Source organism: Kribbella sp. NPDC051770 (genome assembly GCF_040681455.1).
GTDB lineage: Bacteria > Actinomycetota > Actinomycetes > Propionibacteriales > Kribbellaceae > Kribbella.
In genome coordinates this window covers 16,611-40,232 of record NZ_JBFAYT010000018.1, presented here as the reverse complement: position 1 = coordinate 40,232, position 23,622 = coordinate 16,611, and the positions used below count along the sequence as shown (strand labels likewise).

13 protein-coding genes are annotated in these 23,622 nt (G+C 69.8%); 7 read left to right on the top strand and 6 right to left on the bottom strand.

Annotation, left to right across the window (positions count from 1 at the left end; translation table 11 throughout):
- Window positions 1-6 precede the first annotated feature (6 nt).
- Window positions 7-252: a hypothetical protein gene (locus AB0M01_RS36710; protein ID WP_363677159.1), complete on the bottom strand. Its 246-nt coding sequence runs from the start codon at window positions 250-252 to the stop codon at window positions 7-9.
- A 115-nt stretch (window positions 253-367) separates the two neighbouring features.
- On the opposite strand from AB0M01_RS36710, the gene AB0M01_RS36705 reads away from it, so the two are divergent.
- Window positions 368-640: a hypothetical protein gene (locus AB0M01_RS36705; RefSeq protein ID WP_363677158.1), complete on the top strand. Its 273-nt coding sequence runs from the start codon at window positions 368-370 to the stop codon at window positions 638-640.
- Between the two features lie 71 nt (window positions 641-711).
- On the opposite strand, the gene AB0M01_RS36700 is transcribed toward AB0M01_RS36705, so the two are convergent.
- Window positions 712-2,673, bottom strand: a complete 1,962-nt coding sequence (locus tag AB0M01_RS36700; protein ID WP_363677157.1) for a Xaa-Pro dipeptidyl-peptidase — start codon at window positions 2,671-2,673, stop codon at window positions 712-714.
- A gap of 145 nt (window positions 2,674-2,818) precedes the next feature.
- Between AB0M01_RS36700 and AB0M01_RS36695 the strand changes: the two genes are divergently transcribed.
- Window positions 2,819-3,832, top strand: a complete 1,014-nt coding sequence (locus tag AB0M01_RS36695) for a LacI family DNA-binding transcriptional regulator (protein ID WP_363677156.1) — start codon at window positions 2,819-2,821, stop codon at window positions 3,830-3,832.
- 33 nt (window positions 3,833-3,865) lie between these two features.
- Complete coding sequence (locus AB0M01_RS36690) at window positions 3,866-4,780, top strand: 1,4-dihydroxy-2-naphthoyl-CoA synthase (RefSeq protein ID WP_363677154.1); 915 nt, start codon at window positions 3,866-3,868, stop codon at window positions 4,778-4,780.
- Window positions 4,781-4,793: 13 nt separating this feature from the next.
- Here AB0M01_RS36690 and AB0M01_RS36685 read toward each other — a convergent pair whose 3' ends face one another.
- Window positions 4,794-5,768 carry an RICIN domain-containing protein gene (locus AB0M01_RS36685; protein ID WP_363677152.1) on the bottom strand — a complete coding sequence of 325 codons (975 nt, stop codon included), beginning with the start codon at window positions 5,766-5,768 and terminating at the stop codon, window positions 4,794-4,796.
- Window positions 5,769-6,000: 232 nt separating this feature from the next.
- Here AB0M01_RS36685 and AB0M01_RS36680 point away from each other — a divergent pair, with 232 nt between their 5' ends.
- Genes AB0M01_RS36680 through AB0M01_RS36670 form a run of 3 tightly spaced genes read left to right on the top strand, consistent with a single transcriptional unit; the run spans window position 6,001 to window position 12,112 of the window.
- Window positions 6,001-6,546, top strand: coding sequence for a sigma-70 family RNA polymerase sigma factor (locus tag AB0M01_RS36680; protein ID WP_363677150.1), 546 nt, complete (start codon window positions 6,001-6,003; stop codon window positions 6,544-6,546).
- Window positions 6,543-7,628 (top strand): hypothetical protein, encoded by a 1,086-nt coding sequence (locus tag AB0M01_RS36675; RefSeq protein WP_363677149.1) that lies wholly within the window; start codon window positions 6,543-6,545, stop codon window positions 7,626-7,628. The genes AB0M01_RS36680 and AB0M01_RS36675 overlap by 4 nt, the downstream gene beginning before the upstream one ends.
- Window positions 7,619-12,112, top strand: coding sequence for an FtsK/SpoIIIE domain-containing protein (locus AB0M01_RS36670; RefSeq protein WP_363677148.1), 4,494 nt, complete (start codon window positions 7,619-7,621; stop codon window positions 12,110-12,112). The genes AB0M01_RS36675 and AB0M01_RS36670 overlap by 10 nt, the downstream gene beginning before the upstream one ends.
- Window positions 12,113-12,206: 94 nt before the next feature.
- Here AB0M01_RS36670 and AB0M01_RS36665 read toward each other — a convergent pair whose 3' ends face one another.
- From AB0M01_RS36665 to AB0M01_RS36655, 3 genes are read right to left on the bottom strand one after another with little or no spacing between them, the layout of a single operon-like run.
- Window positions 12,207-12,515, bottom strand: a complete 309-nt coding sequence (locus AB0M01_RS36665) for a hypothetical protein (protein WP_145805289.1) — start codon at window positions 12,513-12,515, stop codon at window positions 12,207-12,209.
- A 45-nt stretch (window positions 12,516-12,560) separates the two neighbouring features.
- Entirely contained in the window at window positions 12,561-12,863 is a 303-nt protein-coding gene (locus AB0M01_RS36660; protein WP_363677145.1) for a hypothetical protein, read from the bottom strand.
- A 29-nt stretch (window positions 12,864-12,892) separates the two neighbouring features.
- Window positions 12,893-13,813 (bottom strand): hypothetical protein, encoded by a 921-nt coding sequence (locus AB0M01_RS36655; RefSeq protein ID WP_363677144.1) that lies wholly within the window; start codon window positions 13,811-13,813, stop codon window positions 12,893-12,895.
- A gap of 147 nt (window positions 13,814-13,960) precedes the next feature.
- On the opposite strand from AB0M01_RS36655, the gene AB0M01_RS36650 reads away from it, so the two are divergent.
- Window positions 13,961-23,614, top strand: coding sequence for an actin cross-linking domain-containing toxin (locus AB0M01_RS36650; RefSeq protein WP_363677142.1), 9,654 nt, complete (start codon window positions 13,961-13,963; stop codon window positions 23,612-23,614).
- Window positions 23,615-23,622: the final 8 nt, after the last annotated feature.

Genomic DNA, 23,622 nt, shown 5'->3' with positions numbered 1-23,622 from the left:
CGGCGCTCAGCTCCCCTCCTGCTGCTCCAGGTACCGAAGCGCGTACATCTTCAGCACCTCCTCGGGAATCTCGATCAAGGTCTCGTGCGCGGGCACCGGCGCGACGGCGTTCACATCGGCCAGCACCTGCGGATCGGTCACCTTCCATCCTTGCGCGATGTAGGTGACCCGATCGGTCCGATCGGTCGCGAACAAGGTCGGTGAGTTCTTGGTCTGCGAGTCGGGATCCTTACCGAGGAAGCGTGCACGCATCGCGGTCTCCCTTGCGAGAAAGTGATCGAAATTTCTCACCATCGTCCCGCCGTCGTGCGTCGAGGTCAACAGCGCTCGGCGAGTTCGGATCATCGAGCCGTGTCAGGATTTCCTCATGGACTCAGCGGTGACCGCTGCGCGGCTCGAGTGGTGGGCGAATCGTTGGACGTGCTTCGGTGCGTTCTCGGTGTCGGTGAACATCTCAGTCGACGAGCAGGGATGGGCGGCGACGGGACAGCTCGCGCAGGCCGAGGAGTACGCGGATGTAGCAGCCTTGTGCGAGTTCGACGAGGCGTTCGAGCTTCGCTTTCCGGATGACAGCACGGTGGGCGTCCTGGTGAGCGACTTGACGCGGACGGGGAGCTTCACGCTGACCGAGGTGCGGTAGGCGCGATCGTCTGCTGTCGCTTGAGGGCGCCAGCCCGCACCCCAGGGCGCAAGCCCGCGTGGGAATGAAAACTAGCCGAGGGGGTCGTGGAGATTCGGTCGCTGGGTCGGCGTGGTGATGTCGACGTCGAGGGGTACGACCTTCGAAGGCGCAGGGACCTTGCCGGCAGTCACAGGCAGGTTCAACCGGCTGTGGGCGAGGTCGATGTCGACCGTCGCTCCCGTGTCGTTCGGGGTCGTCCACTCGGTGTCCGACAAAGTGACCGCGAGGCCGAGGGTTCGGCCCTTGGGGATGACCTCGTCCTGGGCTCGCAGAGGCACAGTGACCGTTGTCCACTTGCCAGGCACTAAAGGCTTGGGATGCGCCAAAGAAGAGCTGTGGGCAGCGTCGATCCAACCCCGGCTGACGATCCCATGGTCGGACGGCGCGGTGAGCTTCTCCACGGTGAAGTAGCACGAGTCGTCGTACTCGACGCTTTCGCCTTCGCAGGTCGACTGAGACGTACGCCGGATGCCCGTGTAGCGCTCGGCGTCGCCGTACTCGATCAGGCGGGCGGTGACCGGAGTGGTCTCGGAGTCGGCCTTGACGCGCAGCGTGACGGTGGGCGTCCCGCTGAGGCGGATGGTTGCCGGGAGCGGCGCGGAGAGGAACATCTGGCGGCCGGCGATCTCCTCGGTGGGCGTCGCGACGATCGTGTCCTCGGTCAGTGAGGGATCGTCGGTGACGGTCACCGTTCCCTTGCCGTAGGCACCTAGTTTGCCGGCGGCCAGGGGGACGGGGACGGTCCGCGAGACGGCAGGCCAGGAAGCGTAGGAGCGCCACACGTCGGGGGCGACCTCCACGGACGCCTGCGGTGAACGCATCACTCCGTTGGGCAAACCCTGAAGCCAGTAGTCGAACCATGCATGCAGTTCGTCGACCCACTCGTCGCGCCGGAACTCGAAGGGGTCGACGTGGTCCTCGAGGCCGAGCCAGATCTTCCGCGGTACGCGGTTCTTGGCGAGCGCGTCCCACCACTGCGCGAAGTGGTTGGTCTGGACGTTGTAGTCGCTGAGCCCGTGCGTCACGAAGACCGACGCCTTGATGTTGCGGGCGTCCTTCACGTAGTCGCGTTCGGCCCAGAAGCGGGTGTAGTCGCCGGTCTCGTCGTCGTCGGACTCGCCGAGATCGGCCCGTACGGCGTCGCACGCGGGCGTGTCGTGGCCGACGTACGCGCCGAGCCAGGGCATGTAGTCGACCGAGTAGGGCACGCCGCCGGAGCGCGAGTAGTCGTACCAGGAGGAGATCGCCGAGATCGGCACGATCGTCTTCAGCCCCCGTACGCCGGTCGCGGCGACCGCGTTGGCCAGCGTGCCGTCGTACGACTTGCCGATCATCCCGACGGCGCCGGTCGTCCACGAGGCCCGCACCGGCGAACCGTCAGCCAGAGAAGCCGTGTTGCGCCCGTTCAGCCAGTCGATCACCGCGACGACCGAGTCGACCTCGTCCTCGCCGCCGACGTCGCCGCAGCCGGTGGAGCGGCCGGTGCCGACGATGTCGACGCCGACGACCGCGTAGCCGCGCGGGACGAAGTAGTTGTCGTAGTACAGCGGCATCTTCTGGATGACGCCGTTCGCGTCGTAGGTCTTCTTCTCGCTCTCGTTCCCGCGTCCGCAGCAGGAGTAGTACGGCGAGGCGTCCATGATCACCGGGATCCGGACGCCGGCGGCGTCGGTCTCGCGGGGGCGGACGATGTCGACCGCGATCTTGTCGTCGACGCCGTCGGAGTCGGTGTCCATCCGGGTGTCGACGTAGACCGACTCGCGGATCGCGCCCGCGTAGTCGTAGACCGGCTTGGTGCTCTTCGTCTTGGTGTCGACGTGCTCCGGTACGCCGCCGGCCAGGCTTGCCTCGAGCGCGGGGGCGGCGACACCGCCGGACGGGCTGGGCGTTCCGTCGGGAGCCGGCGCGGCCGTCGAGGTACCGGTCACCGCAACGAGGCAGAGCAGGGTGGACGAGGCCAGGACGGTCACCCTGGCGCGGACGGTCGTCATGGCTCGGAAGGCTAGTCACTCGTACGCCGAGAAGCCAGGCTCTGGCGACATTCCCGGGTACTTCCCGGGCACTCAGCGTGATCGACACCACTGGTCCGATAGGGTGACCGCCACCCGGGGGGAGCCAAAGGAAGGTGGGTGGCCAGTGAATCTGCGAGCGCCGGTGACATTGCTGGACGTCGCGCAGCGGGCAGGTGTGTCCGTCGCGACCGCCTCCCGCGTGCTGAACGGCGGCGACCGGGTACCACGCCCGGAGCTGCAGGAGCGGGTCCGCGAGGCGGCCGCGGAGCTCGGCTACACGCCGAACGCGCAGGCCCAGGCGCTGGCCAAGTCGTCCACGAACGTGGTCGGCATCCTGGTGCACGACATCGAGGACCCGTACTTCGCGGCGATCGCGAACGGTGTGATGCGCGCCGCCGACGAGCGGCACCTGCTGGTGATGATGGCCAGCACGTTCCGCGACGCCGAGCGCGAGATTGCTTACTTGTCGTCGCTGCGCGCCCAGCGGGCCCGCGCGGCGGTGATGATCGGCTCCCGCCGGACCGACGCCGACCAGCTCGCCCGTACGGCGAACGAGATCGAGTCGTTCCTCGGGTCGGGCGCGGGGCTGGCGCTGGTCAGTCAGGCCGGGATGCCGGCGCACACGATCGAGCCGGACAACCGGGCGGGCGCTGCGCAGCTGGCGCGCGAGCTGGTCGGTCAGGGCTGGCGGCGGTTCGGCGTACTGGCCGGGCCGGAGGAGCTGGCGACGGCGCGGGACCGCAAGGACGGGTTCGTCGCGGGGCTCGCCGAGGCCGGGCTCGAGCCGGTGGCGTCGCAGCCGGGGGACTTCACCCGTGACGGTGGCCATGCGGCGGCCACCGAGCTGCTGGACCGGGAGCCGGAGCTCGACTGCTTGTTCGCGGTGAACGACGTGATGGCGGTCGGCGCGATGTCGGCGTTGCGGCAGCGCGGGATCGACGTACCGGGCCGGCTCGGCGTCGCCGGGTTCGACGACATCGCGACGCTGCGAGACGTCTGGCCGGGGCTGACCACGGTCCGGCTGCCGCTGGAGCAGATGGGCCGCCGGGCGCTGGAGCTGGCGATCGAGGGCGGCGACCCGCGGACCGAGACCTACCCGCCCGAGGTGGTACTGCGGGAGAGCACGACCAGGCACTGAGCCTTCGACCGGCTCTGAAATATGCTCGGCCGGGTGACCGAGCCTGTGAACGTCAGCGAGATCTTCGACCCGTCGGCGTGGAAGCAGGTCGACGGCTTCGACCTGACCGACATCACCTACCACCGCGCGGTGGACGCCGGGGTGGTGCGGATCGCCTTCAACCGCCCCGAGGTGCGCAACGCGTTCCGCCCGCAGACGGTCGACGAGCTGTACCGCGTGCTCGACCACGCGCGGATGTCGAGCGACGTCGGCTGCGTGCTGATCACCGGCAACGGGCCGTCGGCCAAGGACGGCGGCTGGGCGTTCTGCTCCGGCGGCGACCAGCGGATCCGCGGCAAGGACGGTTACAAGTACGCCGAGGGCACGACGGCCGACTCGATCGACCCGGCGCGCGCGGGCCGGCTGCACATCCTCGAGGTGCAGCGACTGATTCGGTTCATGCCAAAGGTCGTCGTGGCCGTTGTTCCGGGCTGGGCCGCCGGTGGCGGGCACAGCCTGCACGTGGTCGCGGACCTGACGCTGGCCTCGGCCGAGCACGCGCGGTTCAAGCAGACCGACGCGGACGTGGCCTCGTTCGACGGCGGCTTCGGTTCGGCGTACCTGGCCCGGCAGGTCGGGCAGAAGTTCGCCCGCGAGATCTTCTTCCTGGGCGACGAGTACTCCGCCGAGGACGCGTTCCGGATGGGCATGGTGAACAAGGTCGTCCCGCACGCCGAGCTGGAGCAGGTCGCGCTGGAGTGGGGCAAGAAGATCTGCGCCAAGTCGCCGACCGCGCAGCGGATGCTGAAGTACGCGTTCAACCTGGTCGACGACGGGCTGGTCGGCCAGCAGCTGTTCGCCGGCGAGGCGACCCGCCTGGCCTACGGCACCGACGAGGCCGCCGAGGGCCGCGACTCCTTCCTGGAGAAGCGCCCCGCCGACTGGTCGTCGTACCCCTACGCCTTCTAGAAACCCGTCCAGGTCAGGACTGGGTCCACTTCTGGCTGCCGTCGCCGGTGCAGCCGCGCAGGAACAGCAGTCCGCCGTTGTCGGCCTTGTCGACCGTGACGCACTTGCCCTCGGCGGCCGGGTTGATCAGCTGACCCTTCTGGGTGACGCGGAACTGCTGGGCGGCGCTGCCGTTGCAGGCGACCAACTGGACCGCGGTGTTCTCCGCGATCGAGCCCCAGGCGAGATCCATGCACTGGCCCAGCGCGCGGACCGTGCCGTCGGAGTTGAACGTCCAGGCCTGGTTCGCGCCGTCGTGGCAGTCCCAGACCTGCAGCGGGGTGCCGTCGGTGCCCGCGCCGGCCCGGCCGTCCTTCACGTCGATGCAGCGTTCGGCGCCCTCGCTGCGCATGGTCGCCGGGGTGCTCTTCATCGCGCGCAGCTGGTTCGAGTCCTGCTTGACCGAGTCACCGCCGGTCTGCTGCTGGCCCTTCTCGGTCACCTTCGTCGTCACGGTGGTCGTGGCCTTGGGCAACGTCACCGTCGTACCGGGTTTCACCACGGTGACTTGGCCGCCCGGCGCCGTCACCGTGGTGGTGGCCCCAGGCAACGTCACCGTCGCGCCGGGCCTGAGCACGGTCACCTGGCCGCCCGGCGCGGTCACCGTCACGGTCGCCGTCGCCACCGAGACCCGCGGCGTGCCGGTCACCGTCGTGGTCGTCGTCGCGGTCGGTACGGCGCTGGGCGTGGTCGTGGCGCGCGAGGTCAGCGGCGCGTCGACGGCGACGATCGTGTCTTGTGGTGAGTCTCCGCCGAGGTGGGTCAGCAGGGGGACCGCGACCGCCGCCCCGGCCACGAACGTGGCGACGAACGCCGTCGTCATCCAGGCCCGGCGGTCGGGCAGGTTCGCCACCCGCGGCGTCAGCGGACGGCGGGCGAAGGTCCCGGCGAACCGGGTCGAACCGGGCCCGTCGGAGCGGCGCGGACGGGAGAATCGGGAGGGCGGCACGTCAACTCCATGGCTTCTAGGGCGATCAGCCGGCTGCCTCCGGCACGGGCAGCCTCCCCGAGGATCACCCGCGTCCGTGGCCGGAGTCAAACATCTCCGGGAGATCACTCGTTGGTCACCAGATGAGCGGCAGTCGTTACTCATCGTTCACCGGAAGCGATTGCGCAGCTTGTCTTCAAGAGTTAAATTGAGGCCCGAATTCGGGTCTCTGCCTCTTGTACCGCCCCAATCTGTGAGGTCCGTCATCAACGACATCAGCCCTGGCCGACTGCACGCCATCGAGCTCTGTCTGGCCGAACGTGACAGCCTGCGCCGCTACGTGAAGAGTCTGATCGGCGGGGACGCGTTCGCTGTCGAGGACGTGGTCCAGGAGACGTTGCTGCGCGCCTGGCAGCAGGCCGAGACGCTGGACTGGGAGAGCCGGCCGATCCGGATGTGGCTGTTCCGGGTCGCCCGCAACCTGGTCGTCGACCTGCACCGCCGGGAGCGCCGCGCGGTCCCGAGCGGGCTGTGCCAGGCGGACTTCGAGACGACCATCAGCGCGCCGGACCCGGCCGAGGAGGTCGCCGGGCGGCACGTCCTGGTGGACGCCCTGAGACGTTTGTCACCCGCGCACCGCGAAGTGGTGATCCGGGTGCACCTGTGCGGCCAGCCCGGCGAGGATGTTGCCATGGCTCTCGACGTTCCCCTCGGCACCGTGAAGTCGCGGACCCACACGGCGGTCCGCGCGCTGCGGGCCGACCTGCTGCGTCGCGGGTGGGGCGAGGCCGCTGCATGAGCTCGTTGGGAAGCGGCAGCAGCACGCACCAGGTGCTCGGGTACATCGGCCTGGCGCTGCTGTTCCTCGTCCTGCTCAACCTGCTGGTCCGCAAGCTCGGTGGCTGGAAACGCCTCGGTCGCTGGATCAAGCGGGAGTCCAGCAACACCTTCCACGCGTTCTACGACCCGGTCGCGGACCGCGTCCGGTATCGCCGGCGCGTGCGGTTCCTGACCGGCGTACTGCGGAACCGGAACGCGTGGGCGCAGGCCGAGCAGGCGATGAACCACGCGGCGGCGATCGATCGCGCGATGGCGCCGTACGCGCTGGCGCTGACCAAGCGCCGGATCGGTGTCCTGGTCGCGGGTCCCGCGGCTGAGCGGCCGCTGCCCGAGCCCTGGGAGAAGGACGAGCACGACCCGAGGCTGTGGTGGATCGAGCGCTCCGAGCTCGCGGACTACGCGCTACCGATCGGGTACGCGCCGTCCCAGACCCCGTTGCTGATCTGCCTCGGGACCGGCAGCGACGGACAGAGCGCGCTCCTGATCGACCTGCTGGCCGGCCCGTCGTCCCTGTCCGTGTACGGCGTGCAGCGCACCGCCCAGGCGGTGGTCCAGGCGGTGGCGGCGCAGCTCGACGTCCGGCTGCCGGCCGGCGCGGTGGAAGTTGCCGCGGGCATCCATGACCGGCACGACGGGATGCGCCTGGACGAAGCGATCCGGCGGATCGGTGCCTGGTTCGTCGTCGGCGCCGAACGGCTCGATCAGCCGATCCCGTCCGGGGTGCGCCTGATCAGCCTCGGCGTGGCGCGGGGCAGTTCGCGCCTGGTCGAGGCGACCGAGGAACACGGGCTGCGACTGCACGGTGGCGCTCCCTGGCTGGAGATCGACCCGTTGCCGTTGGCCAGGGCCGTCGCTCGTTCCGTCCGCCGGATGCCGCCGCACGACTTCGAGACCCGTGGTCCGGCCCGTCCCGCGACCACCACGACCGACGACCTGGACGACCTCGAACTGCCGGTCGGCGTGGCCGGCGTCTCGGTGCTGCACCCCGCCGGGGCCCGGGCGAACGACGTACCGACCGGGAAGGCGACATCGTGGAGCTGAACCTCACGACGGTCGAACAGCAGGGCAAACGGCGGACCGACCGGGTGGTGAAGCTCCCGAAGGGGCTCTCCGTCGGAGCGCTGGCCGAAGGCCTCGGTCAGCCGGGACAGACGTTGTTCGTCGGCAGCCGGAAGCTCAACCCCGCCGCGCCGCTGGCCGGATCCGGCGTACGCGACGGCGGCGTGCTCGGGATCGGCGCTCCGGCCGAGATGCCGAACCTGTTGCAGCGGCCGGCCGGCCCCGCGCCGGTCACCGTCGAGCTGCACGCGGTCTCCGGTCCGGAGGCGGGCCGGATCTGGCGGATCGGGCCCGGCAGCCACGAGATCGGCTCCGACCCGCTGTGCTCGATCCAGCTGAACGGTTCCGGCGTCCCTCCCCGCGGCCTGTGGGTCACGGTCGGCCCGGGCGGTGAGACGTACTGGCACCAGACCGAACCGATGAACGGCAAGGTGATGAGCCGGCGGATCGGCCCGCCCGACGACGACGCGGCGACCAGCGCGATCCGGATCAGGGACCTGGAGAACCCGGCCGCCGACGAGTCGTCGCCGGCGATCGACCCCGGCGAGAGCCCGGTCGGCCAGATCAACGAGTGGCTGCCCGAGGAGGACCTCTCGGTCGGCTCGGTGCTGCTGCGCCGCAGCGGCGCGCTGGAGCCGGTCGCCGCGGTGCGGTTCTCCGACGACGGCTTCGGCCTCGACTACAACCGGCCGCCGCGGATCGCGCCGCACCTGGACGACGAGAAGCTTCGGTTGCCCACGGCACCGACCCCGCCGGCCAAGCGGCCGTTCCCCTGGCCGGTCGTGATGGCACCGGTGGTACTGGGCATGGTGATGGTCTGGTTGCTCAACTCCTACTACTTCCTGATCTTCACGATGCTCAGCCCGATGATGATGGGGATGAACTACTTCAACGGCCGGAAGACCAACCGGGCCGAGCACATCGAGGCGATCCGCCGGTACAACGCGCGGAAGGCGGCGCTCGAGGAGGAGATCAGCGTCGCGGTCGCCCGGGAGCGGGTGATCCGCAACGTCACCGCGCCGGACCCGGTCCGGGTCGCGCAGCTCGCGACGATGCCGGGCAGTCGCCTGTGGGAGCGTCGCCGCTCCGACCCCGACTACCTGTTGCTCAGACTCGGTACGGCGGACCAGCCGTCGCTGAAGGAGCTCGACGACCAGAGCCGCGAGGAGAACCACCGCACGATCCGGTGGACCATCCCGGACGCGCCGGTCGCCGTCCCGCTGCGAGGGCACGGCGTCGTCGGGATCGCCGGCCGCACCGCGGAGTCCCGCGCGCTCAGTCGCTGGATGGTCGTCCAGGCCGCGGTGATGCACTCGCCCCGGATGCTGCGGATCGTCGTCCTGGCCGAGCCCGACCGGGCCGAGGACTGGAACTGGGTGCGCTGGTTGCCGCACCTGCGGCCGGAAGGCGCGCCGGCGGCGGTCCTGATCGCGAACGACGAGGCGACCACCGCGGCCCGCGTCACCGAACTGATCTCGCAGGTCCAGGGCCGGCAGCGCCGGATCGAGGCCTCCGGGCGGAACGGGCAGCTCAACGATCCCGAGGTCGTCGTGATCGCGGACGGCGCCCGCCGGCTGCGCGACGTACCGGGGTTCATCCAGGTGCTGACCGACGGCCCGGCCGTCGGCGTCTACAGCATCTGCCTCGACCGCGACGAGCGGCTGCTGCCGGAGGAGTGCGGCGCCGTCCTGGCGACCGGGCTGCAGAGCCTCACCGTGAAGCGCCCTGGTCTGCCCGACCTGAACAACGTCCGTATCGACCTGGTCTCGGCGCAGTGGTGCGAGCAGATCGCCCGCGCGCTCGCGCCGGTCCGCGACGTCAGCCCCGACCACGACGCCGGTCTGCCGAAGCGGGTCAAGCTGCTCGACGAGCTGGACCTGGAGCCGCCGACGGCGGAGACGCTGCTGAGTCGCTGGCAGCGCCGTCCGGGCAGTACGTCGTTCGTCCTCGGTGCCGATTTCGACGGCCGGTTCAGCGTGGATCTCGTTGCCGATGGCCCCCATGGCCTGATCGCGGGAACCACCGGTTCGGGCAAGTCGGAGCTGCTGCAGACGATGGTCGCGTCACTGGCGGCCGCGAACCGGCCGGACGAACTGACCTTCGTCCTGGTCGACTACAAGGGCGGTAGCGCGTTCAAGGAGTGCGCCGGACTGCCGCACACGCTCGGCATGGTCACCGACCTCGACTCGCACCTGGTCGAGCGAGTGCTGGAGTCGCTCGAGGCCGAACTGCGCCGCCGGGAGCGGATCCTCGCCGCGGCCGACGCCAAGGACCTTCCCGACTACCAGGCCAAGCGACTGGTGAACCCGGAGCTCGGCCGCCTGCCGCGGCTCGTGCTGATCATCGACGAGTTCGCGGCGATGGTGCGCGAGATCCCCGAGTTCGTGCCCGGGCTGATCGGCATCGCCCAGCGCGGCCGGTCGCTCGGCATCCACCTGATCCTGGCAACCCAGCGGCCCGGTGGGGTCGTCACCGGTGACATCCGGGCCAACACCAACCTGCGGATCGCGCTGCGGGTCACCGACGCGGCCGAGAGCATGGACATCGTCGACGTCAACGAGGCGGCCTCGATCAACCCGTCGCTGCCCGGCCGTGCGGTGATCCGGCGCGGGCCCCGGCTGGCCGACCTGTTCCAGACCGCGTGGGTCGGCGCCGAGCGCGACGCGGGTGACGACCTGATCGAGCAGGGCCCGGTCGAACCGTCGAACGTGCACGTCACCGATCTCGACTGGGAGTCGCTCGGCAGGGCGGTCGCCCAGGACGACGCGCCCGTCGTACCGGACCAGACGCCGGCCAAGCTCGCGGTGACCGACCTGATGGCACTGGTCGAAGCGATTCGCCAGGCGGCCGAGCAGCTGGACGACTTCACTCCGCAGCCGCAGCCGTGGAGGCCGGCGCTGAAGGAGCAGATGCTGCTGTCGGAGCTGCCGGACACGAGCCACCAGAAGATGTTCGCGCCGTACGCGCTGGAGGATCTGCCCGCGCTGCAGCAGCAGCGGGTGGCCGGCGTCGACTTCGAGACCTTCGGCCACCTGTACGTGATCGGCGCACCGCGCACGGGCCGGACCCAGATGCTGCGGACGCTGGCCGGTTCCGCGGCGAAGAACCTCAGCGTCGCCGACCTGCACATCTACGGCATCGACGCCGCCGGTGGCGGTCTGGCTGTACTCGAAGCGTTGCCGCACTGCGGTGCGGTCGCGTCCCGGCACGACATGGAACGGATGGCCCGGGTCCTGCGCCGACTGAACCTGGAGATCACCCAGCGCCAGGAACTGGCCGGCAAGCACAACGCGACCGGTCTGACCGAGCTGCGCAAGGTCCTGCCGAAGGCGGAACGGCCCGCGCACATCCTCGTCCTGATCGACGGCTGGGACGCGCTGTCCGCGACGCTGGACGACCACGATCAGGGCCAGATGCTGCAGGACGTGATCCGGCTGCTGCGCGAGGGCGCGGGGGTCGGGGTCCACGTCGTGGTGACCTCGGAGCGCTCGCTGCTGGGCGGCCGGTTGGCATCCCACAACGACCACAAGCTGCTGCTGCGCCAGGCCGAGCGGACCGACTACCAGGCGGCCGGTCTCCGGCTCACCAAGGTGCCGGCCAACGTGAACGCGGGTCGCGGCTGGCACGTGCTGACCGGCAGCGAGACCCAGATCGCGGTGCTGGCCGAGGGCGGCGGCGCCGAGCAGGTCGAGGCGATCCGCGAGATCGCGGTCGAGGCGCGGAAGCGGGACGCGAAGGTTCCGGCCGTACGCCGTCCGTTCCCGGTCGCCGAGCTGCCGACCTCGGTCGAGTTCAACGCGGCGTACGAGCGGGTGCCCGCGGAGAACCGGCGACCGCTGTGGGGTCTGATCGGCCTCGGCGGCGACGACGCCGGGCCACTGGGCGTCGACCTGGCCGGCTCGGCCTCGTCGTTCGCCGTCCTCGGGCCTCCTGGGTCGGGGCGCACCAACACCCTGTCCTGCTTGGCGGTTTCGCTGCTGGCGGGCGGTACGTCGCTGGTCGTGATCACGCCGCGAGACAGTCAGCTGCGAACGCTCACCAGCCACCCGCAGGTCGTCCTGATGAGCAACGGGGATCCGAGCGAGGACCAGCTGCGGTCGACGCTCGACCAGATCGCCGGCCCGAAGGTCGTGATGATCGACGACGCCGACCTGATCATGTCGGCGGCGGCGGACAAGGTCCTCAAGGAGATCATCGTCTCCGGTCGCGACCACGGCATCGGCCTGGTCTTCGGTGCCTCCACCGACGGCTTCCAGTCCGGCATGGGCGGCTGGCCGACGGCGGCTCGCCGGGCGCGCCGCGGAGTGGTGACCGAGCCGCACTCCTTCGGCGACGGCGACCTGATCGGCGTCCGGCTCAACCACACGATCACGCGGGCGGCACCGAAGCTCGGCCGGGCCTGGACCACCGGTCACGGGTCGACGCCGATCGCCGTCCAGCTGCCGATCACGACGCTGCGGGTCTGAGCAGCGGCAGCGGCACCAGACGCACGCGAAGAGCCCCGGAGGAACGCGTCTCCGGGGCTCTTCGGCGTACTGGAACGGGCTGCGTGAGGTCGCCCTACTTCGTCTGGTTCAGGCTGTCGGTGATGCCCTGGTCGAACTCCTCGGCGTTCTTCTTGATGCCGTTGAACATGTCGGAGAAGTCGTTGATGCCCTTGACCGCGGCCTGCAGGCTGGAGTCGAAGTTGTTGTAGGTGCTGCGGATGACCTCGCTCGACTGCTTGAAGACCATGCCGTCCTCGACCAGCGTGTTCACCCGGTCCCGCAGGGTGCCGATCAGCGGCACGATCTGCTCGTGGGCGTTCTTCATCAGGTTGGTGACGTCGACGATCTTGCCGTAGTCGAGATTGATGCCGTCTTGCGCCATGGCGGGTTGCTCACTTCCTTGGTTGGCTGGAAAACGTGGGAACAGTCAGGAGGGCAGCGCGTCCTTGATGCCCTGGTCGAAGTCCTTCGCGTTCTGCTCGATGCTGTCGAACATCAAGGAGAACTCCTTGATGCCCTGGACCGCGTCCTGCAACGAGGAGTCGAAGGTGTTGTAGAGGTTGCGGATGGTGTCGCTGGAGGTCTTGAAGACCATGCCGTCCTCGACCAGCGTGTTCACCCGGGTCCGCAGGTTGGCGATCTGCGGCACGAGCTGGGCGTTCGCGTTGCTCAGCAGGCCGGAGACCTCCTCGATCTTTCCGTACTCGAGGTTGATGCCGTCTTGCGCCATGTGTCGGTTCCGCTCGCTTGTCGGGGAGGTCAGACCTTGCTGCCGGTCCAGCCCGGGTAGTCGGTGTCGTCGTTGTCGTCGGTGTTGTTGTCGTCCACGCTCTCCGGCGTCTCGACCCACTCCTGGCTGGTGCCACGCCAGTCGTCCGGCCCGCGGGTGAACTCGTGCACGGTGCCGTCGGAGTTCGTCACCGTCTGGGTCCCGCTGCCGTCCTTGGTGATGTTCGTCTCGGTGACGTCCTTCTTGCCGTCGGTGTCGGTGCTGGTCGACACGCTGTGCGACGTCTGGTCCTTCGGGTCGCCCGACACGGTGGTCTCGTTGTGGACGGTGCTGCCGTCGGGGTAGGTGCTGTCGGAGACGATCTTGTTGCCGCCGTCGCTGTAGTTGGTCACCGACGTGTAGGTCTTGCCGTCGTAGGTGACGGTCGTCTCTTCCTTGATCACGTTGCCCTGGTCGTCCAGCGTCAGGTGCGTGTTCACGTTCCCGCGGTCGGTGACGATCGTCTGGTCCAGCGGCGGCGCGTCACCGGGGTCCGTGGCGCTGCAGAAGTCGGGCTGGTCGTCGCCGACGCACTGGTCCTTGTGCTCCTGGTAGTAGTCCCAGGTGGACTTCTCGCGCTGGTAGTTCGACAGCGCCAGGTTGCTGTTGGTGGCGTGCATGCCCTGGGCGATCTCGGCGTCGAACTGCAGGAACGCCTCACCGACCGAGCCGAAGGAGTCGCCGAGCTTGGTCAGGCCGTCCTTGGCCTTGCCCATCGTGTACTCGGCGTTGGAGTGCAGGGAGTAGACGGCCGACGAGATCTCGCTGCTGCCCAGTTCGTCGTCACCGGTGCCGTTGCCGAGCGACTGAAAGACCTGGTCGTCCATCGAGGGGATCAGCCCCTCGGCCAGGTCGTGCAGGTCCTTCTTCGCGTCGTTGAGCAGGTTGTAGTCGATCTTGATGTCGGCCATGGTGCCTCCCGCTGTCCAGCCGGTTCCACCCAGACCACGTCACGGGGCGGTCGCAGGTTCAGAGAAGTTTTCCGCTGCCCGGAATGAACCGTGGAGCGCTCTCACGCGTGGACTGTCGGAGGGTCACTTCAGCTGGAGGGGGTTGCGATGCCACGGCCGGGCGACTGGGACGCGATCGGTCTCGGCGGCGACCCCACGCCCGGGGACCCCGAGAAGATCAAGGGTCTGGCCGACGGCCTGCAGAAGATGGGCGGCAAGGCGCGGGAGATCATCACCGCGATCGAGGCCGTGATGAACAAGAACTCCGACAGCGTCTTCGTCGGCAAGACCGCGGACGCGCTGCGCGGCAAGGTGGACGGCCGGCTGCGCGGGCACGTCGAGGACGTGGCGTCCGCGTTCGAGACCTCGGCCCAGGCGCTGCGCGACTGGCGTGACGTCGTGATCGAGCAGCAGCGCAAGGCCGACGGGGCCCTGGCCGCGGGACGCGGCCTGGCCGAGGACGACCCGAACCGCGACACCCACAAGGAGACCGCCCGGTCGGCCGGTGAGTACCAGTCCGACCAGGCCTCGGGCTTCGCCGGCAAGATCAACGGCGTCTCCGACATCCAGCTGCCGATCTCGGAGTGCGAGGCGTTCTGGGAGGCCTTCAAGTGGCTGGCGATCATCCTGATCATCCCGGCGCTGATCTTCGGCGGCCCGATCGCGCTGATCGCGCTCGGCGTGAACCTGGCCCTGTTCATCAAGACCATCGTCGACGTCGCCAAGGGTGACGCGAACTTCCTGGACCTGTTCCTGGCCGGCCTCGGCCTGATCGCGCCGACCACCAAGGCGCTGCCGATCTTCAGCATCATCAAGGCGGTCGGTAGCGGCATCGGCGCCGGGGTGAAGGGCATCACCCAGGGCATCAAGAGCATCTTCAGCGGCACGTTCACGTTCAAGGGGCTGATCACCGGCCTCAAGGGCCTGAGCTTCGTCGGCCGGATCAACATCGCTGAGACCGGGCTCGCCGTGGTGACCGGGATCCGGAACTTTCCACTCACCGTGGTCAACTTCACCACGAACTTCGGCAAGCTCGCGCTGAACGGGATCACCAAGCTGAGCACGGCGATCGGCGCCATCCCGCCGGCGCTCGGCCGCGGCTTCTCGGCGATCGGCAACGGGCTGAAGACCGGCCTGACCGGGACCTGGAACTTCACCAAGGCGCACTTCGGCAACCTGCAGTGGACCCGGATCTTCCTGCCGGTCGCCGCCGACGAGATCCGCGCCTTCAAGGCCCTCGGGCTGACCAACTTCCAGGCCTTCACGCAGGCGCTCAAGGTCGGCGTGATCGGCCGTGGTGTCCTGGGCAAGGACGTGTTCGGACTGCCGATGAAGGTCGCGCCGCTGCGCGGGATCAGCGGCGCCCCGATCGACACCGGTGGCAACGGCGGGTTCTGGAAGAGCTTCCAGCAGCAGCTGGTGGACCCGATCCGGATGGAACCGCTGCACATCAAGATGCCGGACCTCGCGATCGGCGCCGGCTTCCGCGGCGGCAACATCACCTCGCAACTGCCGGACCTGGTCCCGCTCAAGACCGGCGACTTCGGCAAAACCGTGGCACCGACCATCACCACCCCGGGCGGCCTGGAGATCCCGAGCAACGCCGGGGTGCAGATCCCGAACGTCCCACCGGCCACAGTCATCGGTACGGCGGGCGTCAACACCCCCTCGCTCCCGTCGACCGCGCTCGGCAACGTGTCGCCGCCGCTGCCCAACGTGGCGGTCAAGCCGATCGACGTCGCCACCGGCGCGACGCCACCCGCCGTCCAGGTCAACAACGTGGCCATCGGCAACATCGGGGTCGGCAACATCCCGTCGCCGCACGTCAACAACGTGTCGATCGGCAGCACCGGGCTCACCGGCGTACCCACCCCGCACATCGGTACGCCGGAAGTCGGATCGGTCCATCTCGGCGGCACCAGCGTGCAACCGCCGGCGGTCAGCAACCTCGGCTCGTTGCACATCTCGAACCCGCAGGGCGCGAACCTGACCGACCTGACCGGCTCCTCGATCCGCGGCAACCCGCCGGCCGTGCCGACGCACCTGGCCAACCAGATCTTCGACGGCGCCGCGAACGGGTTCCAGGCCGGACAGATCCGGTCGATCGCCCACGAGCTGTTCAACGCGCCCAACGGCCCGACCTTCAGCGCGACGCACGGGGTGACCTCGCCGGGCCTCGACAAGGTGAACGCCGCCCTCGACCTGGTGCACAACCCCACCGTCAGCTCGCAGGGGCTCACCCCGCCCGCGGTCCACACCGCGAAGGCCGGCGGCGACGTGCACGTCAACCCGAGCCTGGCCGGTGCCGACCTCAAGACACCGACACCCGCCACGATCAAGGTCGACAACCCGGGCCTGGCCGGTTCGCAGAACGCGCCGGTCGTTCCGACCGTGAACGTGCAGCCGGTCGCCGTACCGCAGCGGGCCGTGGACCTGAACGTCCAGCCGACGACCGTGCACACCTCCGGTCAGAGCACCGTCACGCCGCCGGTCAACCTGAAGCAGGACCTGCCCGCCAACGCGGGGTCCAACCAGCACACGCCGACGATCCTGGTCGGCGACAAGCCACTGCCGACCAGTACGACGCCGGTCCAGAACCTCGGCCAGGCAGGCGTTCCCGGCCACGCGCCGGTCCAGGCCCTGGACACCCATCTGATCCCGGTCACGCCGCGGCCCGTGCACGACCCCGGTTACTCGCTGGCCAAGGGCGGCGACATCGCCACCTCGGGCGTCGGCACGAACACGATCGCCAGCCGCGCGGAGATCACCCTCAACGGCATCCCGGACCGCCCGGACGTGATCGTCAAGGTCACCCGCACCGAGGGTGGCGTCAGCAACTACCACCTGTACGGCGGCGGCCCGAGCGGCCGGATGGAGGTGAACGGCGGGACCATCCGCTTCACCGACACCGCGACCGGCAACAGCATCCGGTTCGACACCAACGGCGTGAAGCTCGACGAGGGACTGCGGCTGACCCGGGCCGACGGGATACTGCGGCCGGACGACCACATCGTGATCCCGGCCGGCGCCGGCAGCGACCTCCGGGTGACCACGGTCGCCGGTGACGCCGTACCGGCCGGGGTGACGGTCAAGCAGCTCGACACCGGTCAGATCCAGGTGGTCGACAGCAAGGGCGTTCGCTCGGTCTACACCGCGCAGGGCAAGTTCGAGAGCCAGTCGCTCGCCGGCACCTGGGAGAACGACCTCGCGGCCAAGGCCGGCGTGTTCCGCAAGCCGGGCGACACCGACGCCGTGGTCGACGCCAGGATGGACGACTTCGGGCAGGTCCTGCGGGCCCAGGCCAAGTACGACGCCGCCGCCGACGACGTCGCCGTGAACGGCCTGCGGATCGACGGCCCGTCGACCGGGCCCTCGGTCGGCGACAAGGCGCACGTCAACCTGCAGGCCGCCGAGGCGGATCTGAACGTGGCGAAGGCCGAGTTCGCGGGCAAGCACGGGATGGATGCCGACGGCCTCCAGCAGCAGTTGGACAACCTGACGCTGGACTCGCTGAAGGAGCGGCCGCGGCTGCTCGGTGGCATGGACGGACGGGCCACCGACGCGCCGACGCCGGCCGGCACGCACGTCGCGCCTCCACCGCCTCCGCCTCCCGCGCAGCACCTCGCGCCGCCTCCGCCGCCACCCCCGCCGGCCGCGCACCTCGCGCCGCCTCCGCCTCCGCCGCCCGCCACGGTGAACCGCGGGCCTGCACCCGGCGTCTCCGCGGTCGACCGGCCGGCCCAGGTCCCGGCGCCGAAGTTCAGCAAGGATTTCGACAGCGCGTCGTTCGGGCACGAGAGCGAGCTGCGCGGTTTCGTCGTGGCGATGCCGGAGGGCACCGACCGGGTGTTCGCGTTCGTGAAGCGGGTCGACACCGGCGACCCGCTGATCATGGTCACCAAGGACATGAGCAACGGCGCCTACCGCGCTCCCGAGGGGATGCCGGGGGTCGCCGGCAAGTGGAACACCCACACCGTCGAGCTGGTCAGCTATCCCGGCAAGGTCGGGGACCAGGCCGGCGCCAAGCTCGGTGACGACGCCACGAACTTCCTGCTCGACACGTTCAAGAAGCAGCTCAACGACGCGAACCACCAGCCGATGAAGGTGGTGACCAGCCCGGACGGCCGGTTCGAGCTGAACATCACCAACCACAAGCACATCCTTGCTGGTGGCAACGGCCTGGGACTGGACGACGTCGGCTCGGTGCACATGCCGCCGACCGGGCAGCAGATCACCGTCGGGGTGAAGGCCTCGGACTTCGGCAGCGGCGCGAGCAACGAGCTGCGGCTGCTGGCCGACAACCCCTGGTACCAGGCGGAGTTCCGCAACGACAGCGCGCTGGTCGCGATCAAGGAGGGCCTCGACAACCCCGCCGCGGTCGAGGGCTCGTACGCGTACCTGAAGTCGATCATGACCTTCACCGGCAAGCAGGTGGACAAGCACGGTATCGCGATCGGCGAGTACCCCGGCGGCGTACCGCACCGCGGTCTGACCGACCCGGCGGTGAAGAACGACTGGGGCGTGCTGCCGCGCACGCAGCCGAAGGTCGTGCTCGAGACGCTGACCGACGCCGACCGGCTCGCGACGCTGAAGCTGCTGCGCGACCTGCCCACGCCCGCGGGGGGCAACGACTTCGCCTGGACGCAGGTCAAGGCGTACATCCTCGGCGGTGGCGAGGTCGCCGGGCACGGCATCAACGACGCGGTCATCGCCGGCGAGAAGGCGCTGCTGTTCGAGTTCCGCGAGGTTCCGGACGGGCTGAAGCACCTGGTGCCGCACGAGAAGGCGCCCGCCGTCTCGGTGACCGGCAGCCTGAACGACCTCGGCACCGGGCGTCCGCAGGCGGTCCGGGACATCAACGCGTTCGTCCGCGATCCCGACCGGGCCGACGCGTTCGGCGACTGGTACCGGGGCAGCTTCCCGGACAAGGCGGACTGGTCCACCACCAAGATCCTGAACGTCTCCGCGGCGCAGCAGAAGGCTGACTGGGTGGTCGCGACCCACCCGGAGAAGTGGGCGGACATCACCGGTACGGCGGCCCCGCGGCCGCTGGACGACCTCGGTGGGTCGGTGCACGTCGACGTCAAGGGCAAGGGCCGGGCGGTCGACGACCTGGGTGGATCGACTCCTTCCAGCATCCAAGGCAACGCCGCCGACGACCTGCTGCTCGACCCGTTGAAGGAGCTGCCGCGGCCGGTCCGGCCGAACACCCAGTCGTTCAGCGACGCCTGGGAGACCGACCTCGCGATCAAGACCACCGTGTTCCGCAAGGCCGGCGACACCGACGCGGCGTTCAACGGCCGGATCGACGACTTCCGCGAGGTCCAGGTCGCGCAGACCAACGTCAAGCTGGCCCTGGAGGACCTGGCCGCGGGCGGTCAGCGGATCGACGGTTCGTCGACCGGACCGGCGGTGGGCGCCGACATCGGCGCCGGGCTGCAGCGCGCCCAGAACGAGTTGCACACGGCGACGCTGACGTTCGAGGCCAAGCACGGGCTGAAGGTCGACGCGCTGCAGCAGCAGCTGGACGACCTGGTGATGGACTCGCTCAAGGACCGGCCGCGCCTGCTCGGTGCCGGAGGCAAGGAAGTCGTCGTCCCCGGCGGCGGGGTCACGTTCAGCTTCGACGGGACGCGGGCCAACTTCATGGGCGCGCGGGCCGGCGAGTACGACAGTGTGCTGACCGGCAGCACCCTGAAGGTCTCCAGCGACGACGGGTTGCGGACGCTGACGTTCCAGCTCAACCGCCGGACCGGCGAGCCGATGCTGGTCGCCGACGAGCTGGTGCTCGGGCCGGGTGGCGGCGCGGGCGGGCAGCGGCTGACCACGGACATCAGCCTGGGCCTGCCCGAGAACGCGATGATCCCGGACGCTCACGGCGGACGGGTCACGGTCAGCTTCTCCAGCTCCACGGGCGAGTTCCGGGTGCCGGGTGCGCAGGGTCCGGAGTTCTACGACCGGGCCGGAAACTTCCTGCGGGTCGAACCAGGGGTGGCCGGGCCGCGGCCGGACCTTCAGCTGCCGAGCCGGCTGGACGGCGACGAGCTGGGCCAGGCCCAGTGGAAGGCGCAGGTCGACCTCTCGCGCACGCACATGGCCGCGATGGACGAGATCGACGGCGTCCGTCCGATGATGCTCAAGATCCGCGAGGGTGCCTTCACCAACCAGCGGTACTACGGCGGGTTCGTCGACCCGGACGTGCTGCGCGGCCGCGGCGCCGAGCGGCTGATCGGGGACGTGGACGACTTCAACCGGATCGCCGACGACCTGCTCGGCCAGGGCCCGGTCGGACCGACGAAGGTGTACCGCGGCGTGAAGCTCGACGCCGACGCCGCGAAGGCGAACGAGTTCGTCGAGCGGCTGCCGATCTCCACGTCGAGCGCCTGGGACTTCCAGCCCAAGGAGTGGGCCAAGAGCGCGAACGCGCCGGGCAGCCGGGTCGTCTTCGAGATCGAGGTCCCGCCCGCGCACGGCAAGCTGGCGATGTCGTACCCGGACGGCTACCACCCGGGCGCCGGTGAGATCAGGGCGCTGAACCAGGAGCAGTTCGAGGTGACGCTGTCGCCGACGGTCCTGAAGCGGACCGGCGACTCGTTCCAGAAGGACGGGCTGACCGTCATCCCGGTCCGGGCCGAGCAGATCAAGCCGTACGACGTCGAGGAGCTGATCCTCGAGCGCTGGGACGGGCTGTCGTCCAAGCAGGCGTTCGACCAGTTCGCCGCGGCGTTCGACGAGGTCCCGCTGCGGAAGTTCTCCGCGATGGGCGACGTCACGGCGACCTCGAAGCTGAGCACCAACGGCCTCGTGAACACGATCACCGTCAGCAAGCCGGGCTTCGCCGGCAACGACCTGACCATCACGGTCACCCGGTCCGGCGACTCGGTCACGGTGACCACCACCGCGGACGGCATCACGAGCGTCAAGGGCACCTGGTCCGGTGACGAGTTCGGCCACCTGGCCACCGACCTGCGGGCCGGGACCCTGTACGACAACGACCTGTTCGTCGGGATGTCGAAGCCGGCGGCCTGGAACCAGCAGCCGTCCTTCAACCCGCAGTGGGAGCAGGACCTGGCGGCCAAGCTGCAGGTGGTCCGGCAGCCGGGCGACTCCGACGCGATGCTCGACGTCCGGATGGAGGACATCGCGCGGCTGCAGCAGACGCAGACGAACCTGCGGCGCGCGGAGCACAACTTCGACCTGCACGGTGGCCGCGGCGACGGCCCGGCCTCCGACCTACCGGTCGGCGAGCAGGTCCGGATCGACCTGGACGCGGCCCGCGCGGACCTGGATGCCGCGAAGACCAGCTTCAAGCGCAAGCACGACGTGGAGTTCGACGACGTCGCGGCCACGATCGACAAGCTGCCGAAGCGGCCCAAGCTGGACGGCGCCGGCCGCTCCTTCGAGGTCCCGGGCGGCGGGGTCTCGTACGAGGTCAGCGGTACGACGGTGACGTTCCAGGGCAGCCGCGCGGACTCGTTCACCGGCTCGGTCGCCGGCCGTGAGGTGACCGTGAGCGAGCTCGGCGCGGGCGGCGACGCGGTCCGGAGCTGGACGTTCCGGCTGGGCTTCGGCCGGCCGAACCTGATCGGCCAGAGCTTCCACCTCGCCGACGGCCCGCTGGCCGGGCGCTTCGGCACCGCGACCGGGATGGCCGGCAAGCTGGACGGCGTACTGGACAGTGGTCTGCCGTTGAAGGTGTCGGGCGACGACATCGTGGTCGCGGCACCGGGCGGCGTCTTCAAGTACGACCGGAGCGGCACCTTCCAGGGCCAGGTCACGCACCTCGGCGACGATCTCGGCCGGCCGGTGCCGCCGCCGGACGTGTCCGACGCGACCCGCTGGACCGCGCAGGCCGACCAGTCCCGCGTGCATCTCGGCGAAGCCGCGGTGAACAAGCAGGTCGAGAACCTGATGAAGGACGTGATGGGCGGTTCCTTCACGTCCAAGCGCGGCTACGAAGGCTTCGTGAACCCGGGCGCCCTGGCCGACGGGACGCTGGTCAACAAGGTCCGCACGTTCCACTCGGTCACGCAGGACCTGCTGACCAAGGGGCCGGCCGACAACATCACCGTGTACCGCGGGGTGTCGATGGACCCGGCCGCGGCGACCGCGGGCAGGTTCACCGAGCGGTTGCCGATCTCGACGTCGAGCACGCTGAAGTTCCAGGACGATTGGGCCAAGAACGGTGTCCTGAGCAACCGGGTGGTCTTCGAGATCGACGTACCGCCGGCCCACGGCAAGCTGGCGATGTCCTACCCCGACGGCTACCAGCGCGGTGCGGCGGACGCGCGTGCGTGGAACCAGGACCAGTTCGAGATCACGCTGGCCCCGACCACGCTGGTCCGCAACGGCGAGCCGCGGCTGCTGGACAACGGGCTGACGATCATCCCGGTCAAGGCCGAGCAGATCCCGCCGTCGCTGTACGACGAGGTGATCACCGCCAAGTGGTCCGGCCTGTCCGGCGAGGTCGCGTTCGACGACTTCGCCAAGGCCTTCTCCGAGGATGCCCTGCGCAAGTTCGACGGGATGGCCGACGTCACGGCCCACTCGACCCTCAGCACCGACGGCCTGGTCCGCACGATCACGGTCAGCAAGCCGGGCGTGGCCGAGCAGATGGTGATCACCGTGACCCGCGAGGGCGACTCGGTCCGCGTCACCAGCGGGCAGCTGCACGGTGACGTGGTCTTCGACCAGGCCTGGAGCAAGGCGGAGTTCGCGCACATCGCGACCGACCTGCGCGGCGGCGTCCTGCACAACAGCGAGCAGTTCGCCGGGCGGATCGAGCCGGCCGCGTGGAAGAACGCGCCCGAGACCCGGCCGATCGGTCAGGTCTGGGACGCCGAGAACGCCGCCCGGGTGGACCTGTTCCGCCGGGCCGGCGACACCGAGGCGGACCTGACCTCTCGGATCGACGACTTCAGCAAGGTCCAGAAGGCGTACGACGACTACCGCGCGGCCGGCGCGAACTACGACAAGTTCGGCGGCCGGGCCGACGGCTCGTCCAAGGGCCCGTCGGTCGGTGACAGCGCGCTGCAGGACCTGCGCGCGACGTACGACGAGTTCACGGCGGCCAAGCAGCTGTTCGAGTCGAAGCACCCGGGGACGCAGTTCGACTCGCTGCGAGGACAGCTGGACGATCTGCTCGCGACCTCGATCCAGGAGCGGCCGCGACTCGTCGGCGGCGGGCCGGACCGGCCGGTCGGTGGCCCGTCGGCGCGGATCAACCCGATGGCCGACACGACCCTGAAGACGCACGACCTGCCGAACGACGTACGGATCACCGTGCAGGGCAGCACGGTCACGTCGGTCGACGCCCCGCGCGGTGGCCTGATCGAGGTCCAGCACTCCGGCACCTCGGTGTCGGTGACCAAGCTGACGCCCGAGGGCAACGTCGCGCACACCTGGGAGTACCAGCCGATGCGCCGCGGCGGTCTGCGCCTGACCGGTGAGTCCCTGCAGCTGGACGGCAACGCCTTCCACGGGCAGTGGCTGCGGATGACCGACGAGGGCCTCACCGGCAACCTGTACGCCGGAACGATCGACGACCTCGGCGGCGTCCGCTGGCCGGTCAAGGCGAACGGCGACACGATCTCGATCGCCTCGGCGGCCGGCACCCTCAAGTACGACCGCGCGACCGGCGCGTTCCGCGGGCTCGACGAGGGCCTCACCGCCGACGCGCCGGCGCCGGTGGCCACGCATCTCACCGACCCGGTCGAGGCCCAGCGCTGGCCGACTCGGTCCAGCTGTCCCGGACGCATCTGACCGCGGCG

What these genes read in the sequence shown, in the direction of transcription:
- AB0M01_RS36710 (WP_363677159.1), bottom strand. Translation starts at nt 252, where the DNA reads ATGCGTGCACGCTTCCTCGGTAAGGATCCCGACTCGCAGACCAAGAAC.
- AB0M01_RS36705 (WP_363677158.1), top strand. Translation starts at nt 368, where the DNA reads ATGGACTCAGCGGTGACCGCTGCGCGGCTCGAGTGGTGGGCGAATCGT.
- AB0M01_RS36700 (WP_363677157.1), bottom strand. Translation starts at nt 2,673, where the DNA reads ATGACGACCGTCCGCGCCAGGGTGACCGTCCTGGCCTCGTCCACCCTG.
- AB0M01_RS36675 (WP_363677149.1), top strand. Translation starts at nt 6,543, where the DNA reads ATGAGCTCGTTGGGAAGCGGCAGCAGCACGCACCAGGTGCTCGGGTAC.
- AB0M01_RS36665 (WP_145805289.1), bottom strand. Translation starts at nt 12,515, where the DNA reads ATGGCGCAAGACGGCATCAATCTCGACTACGGCAAGATCGTCGACGTC.
- AB0M01_RS36660 (WP_363677145.1), bottom strand. Translation starts at nt 12,863, where the DNA reads ATGGCGCAAGACGGCATCAACCTCGAGTACGGAAAGATCGAGGAGGTC.
- AB0M01_RS36655 (WP_363677144.1), bottom strand. Translation starts at nt 13,813, where the DNA reads ATGGCCGACATCAAGATCGACTACAACCTGCTCAACGACGCGAAGAAG.
- AB0M01_RS36650 (WP_363677142.1), top strand. Translation starts at nt 13,961, where the DNA reads ATGCCACGGCCGGGCGACTGGGACGCGATCGGTCTCGGCGGCGACCCC.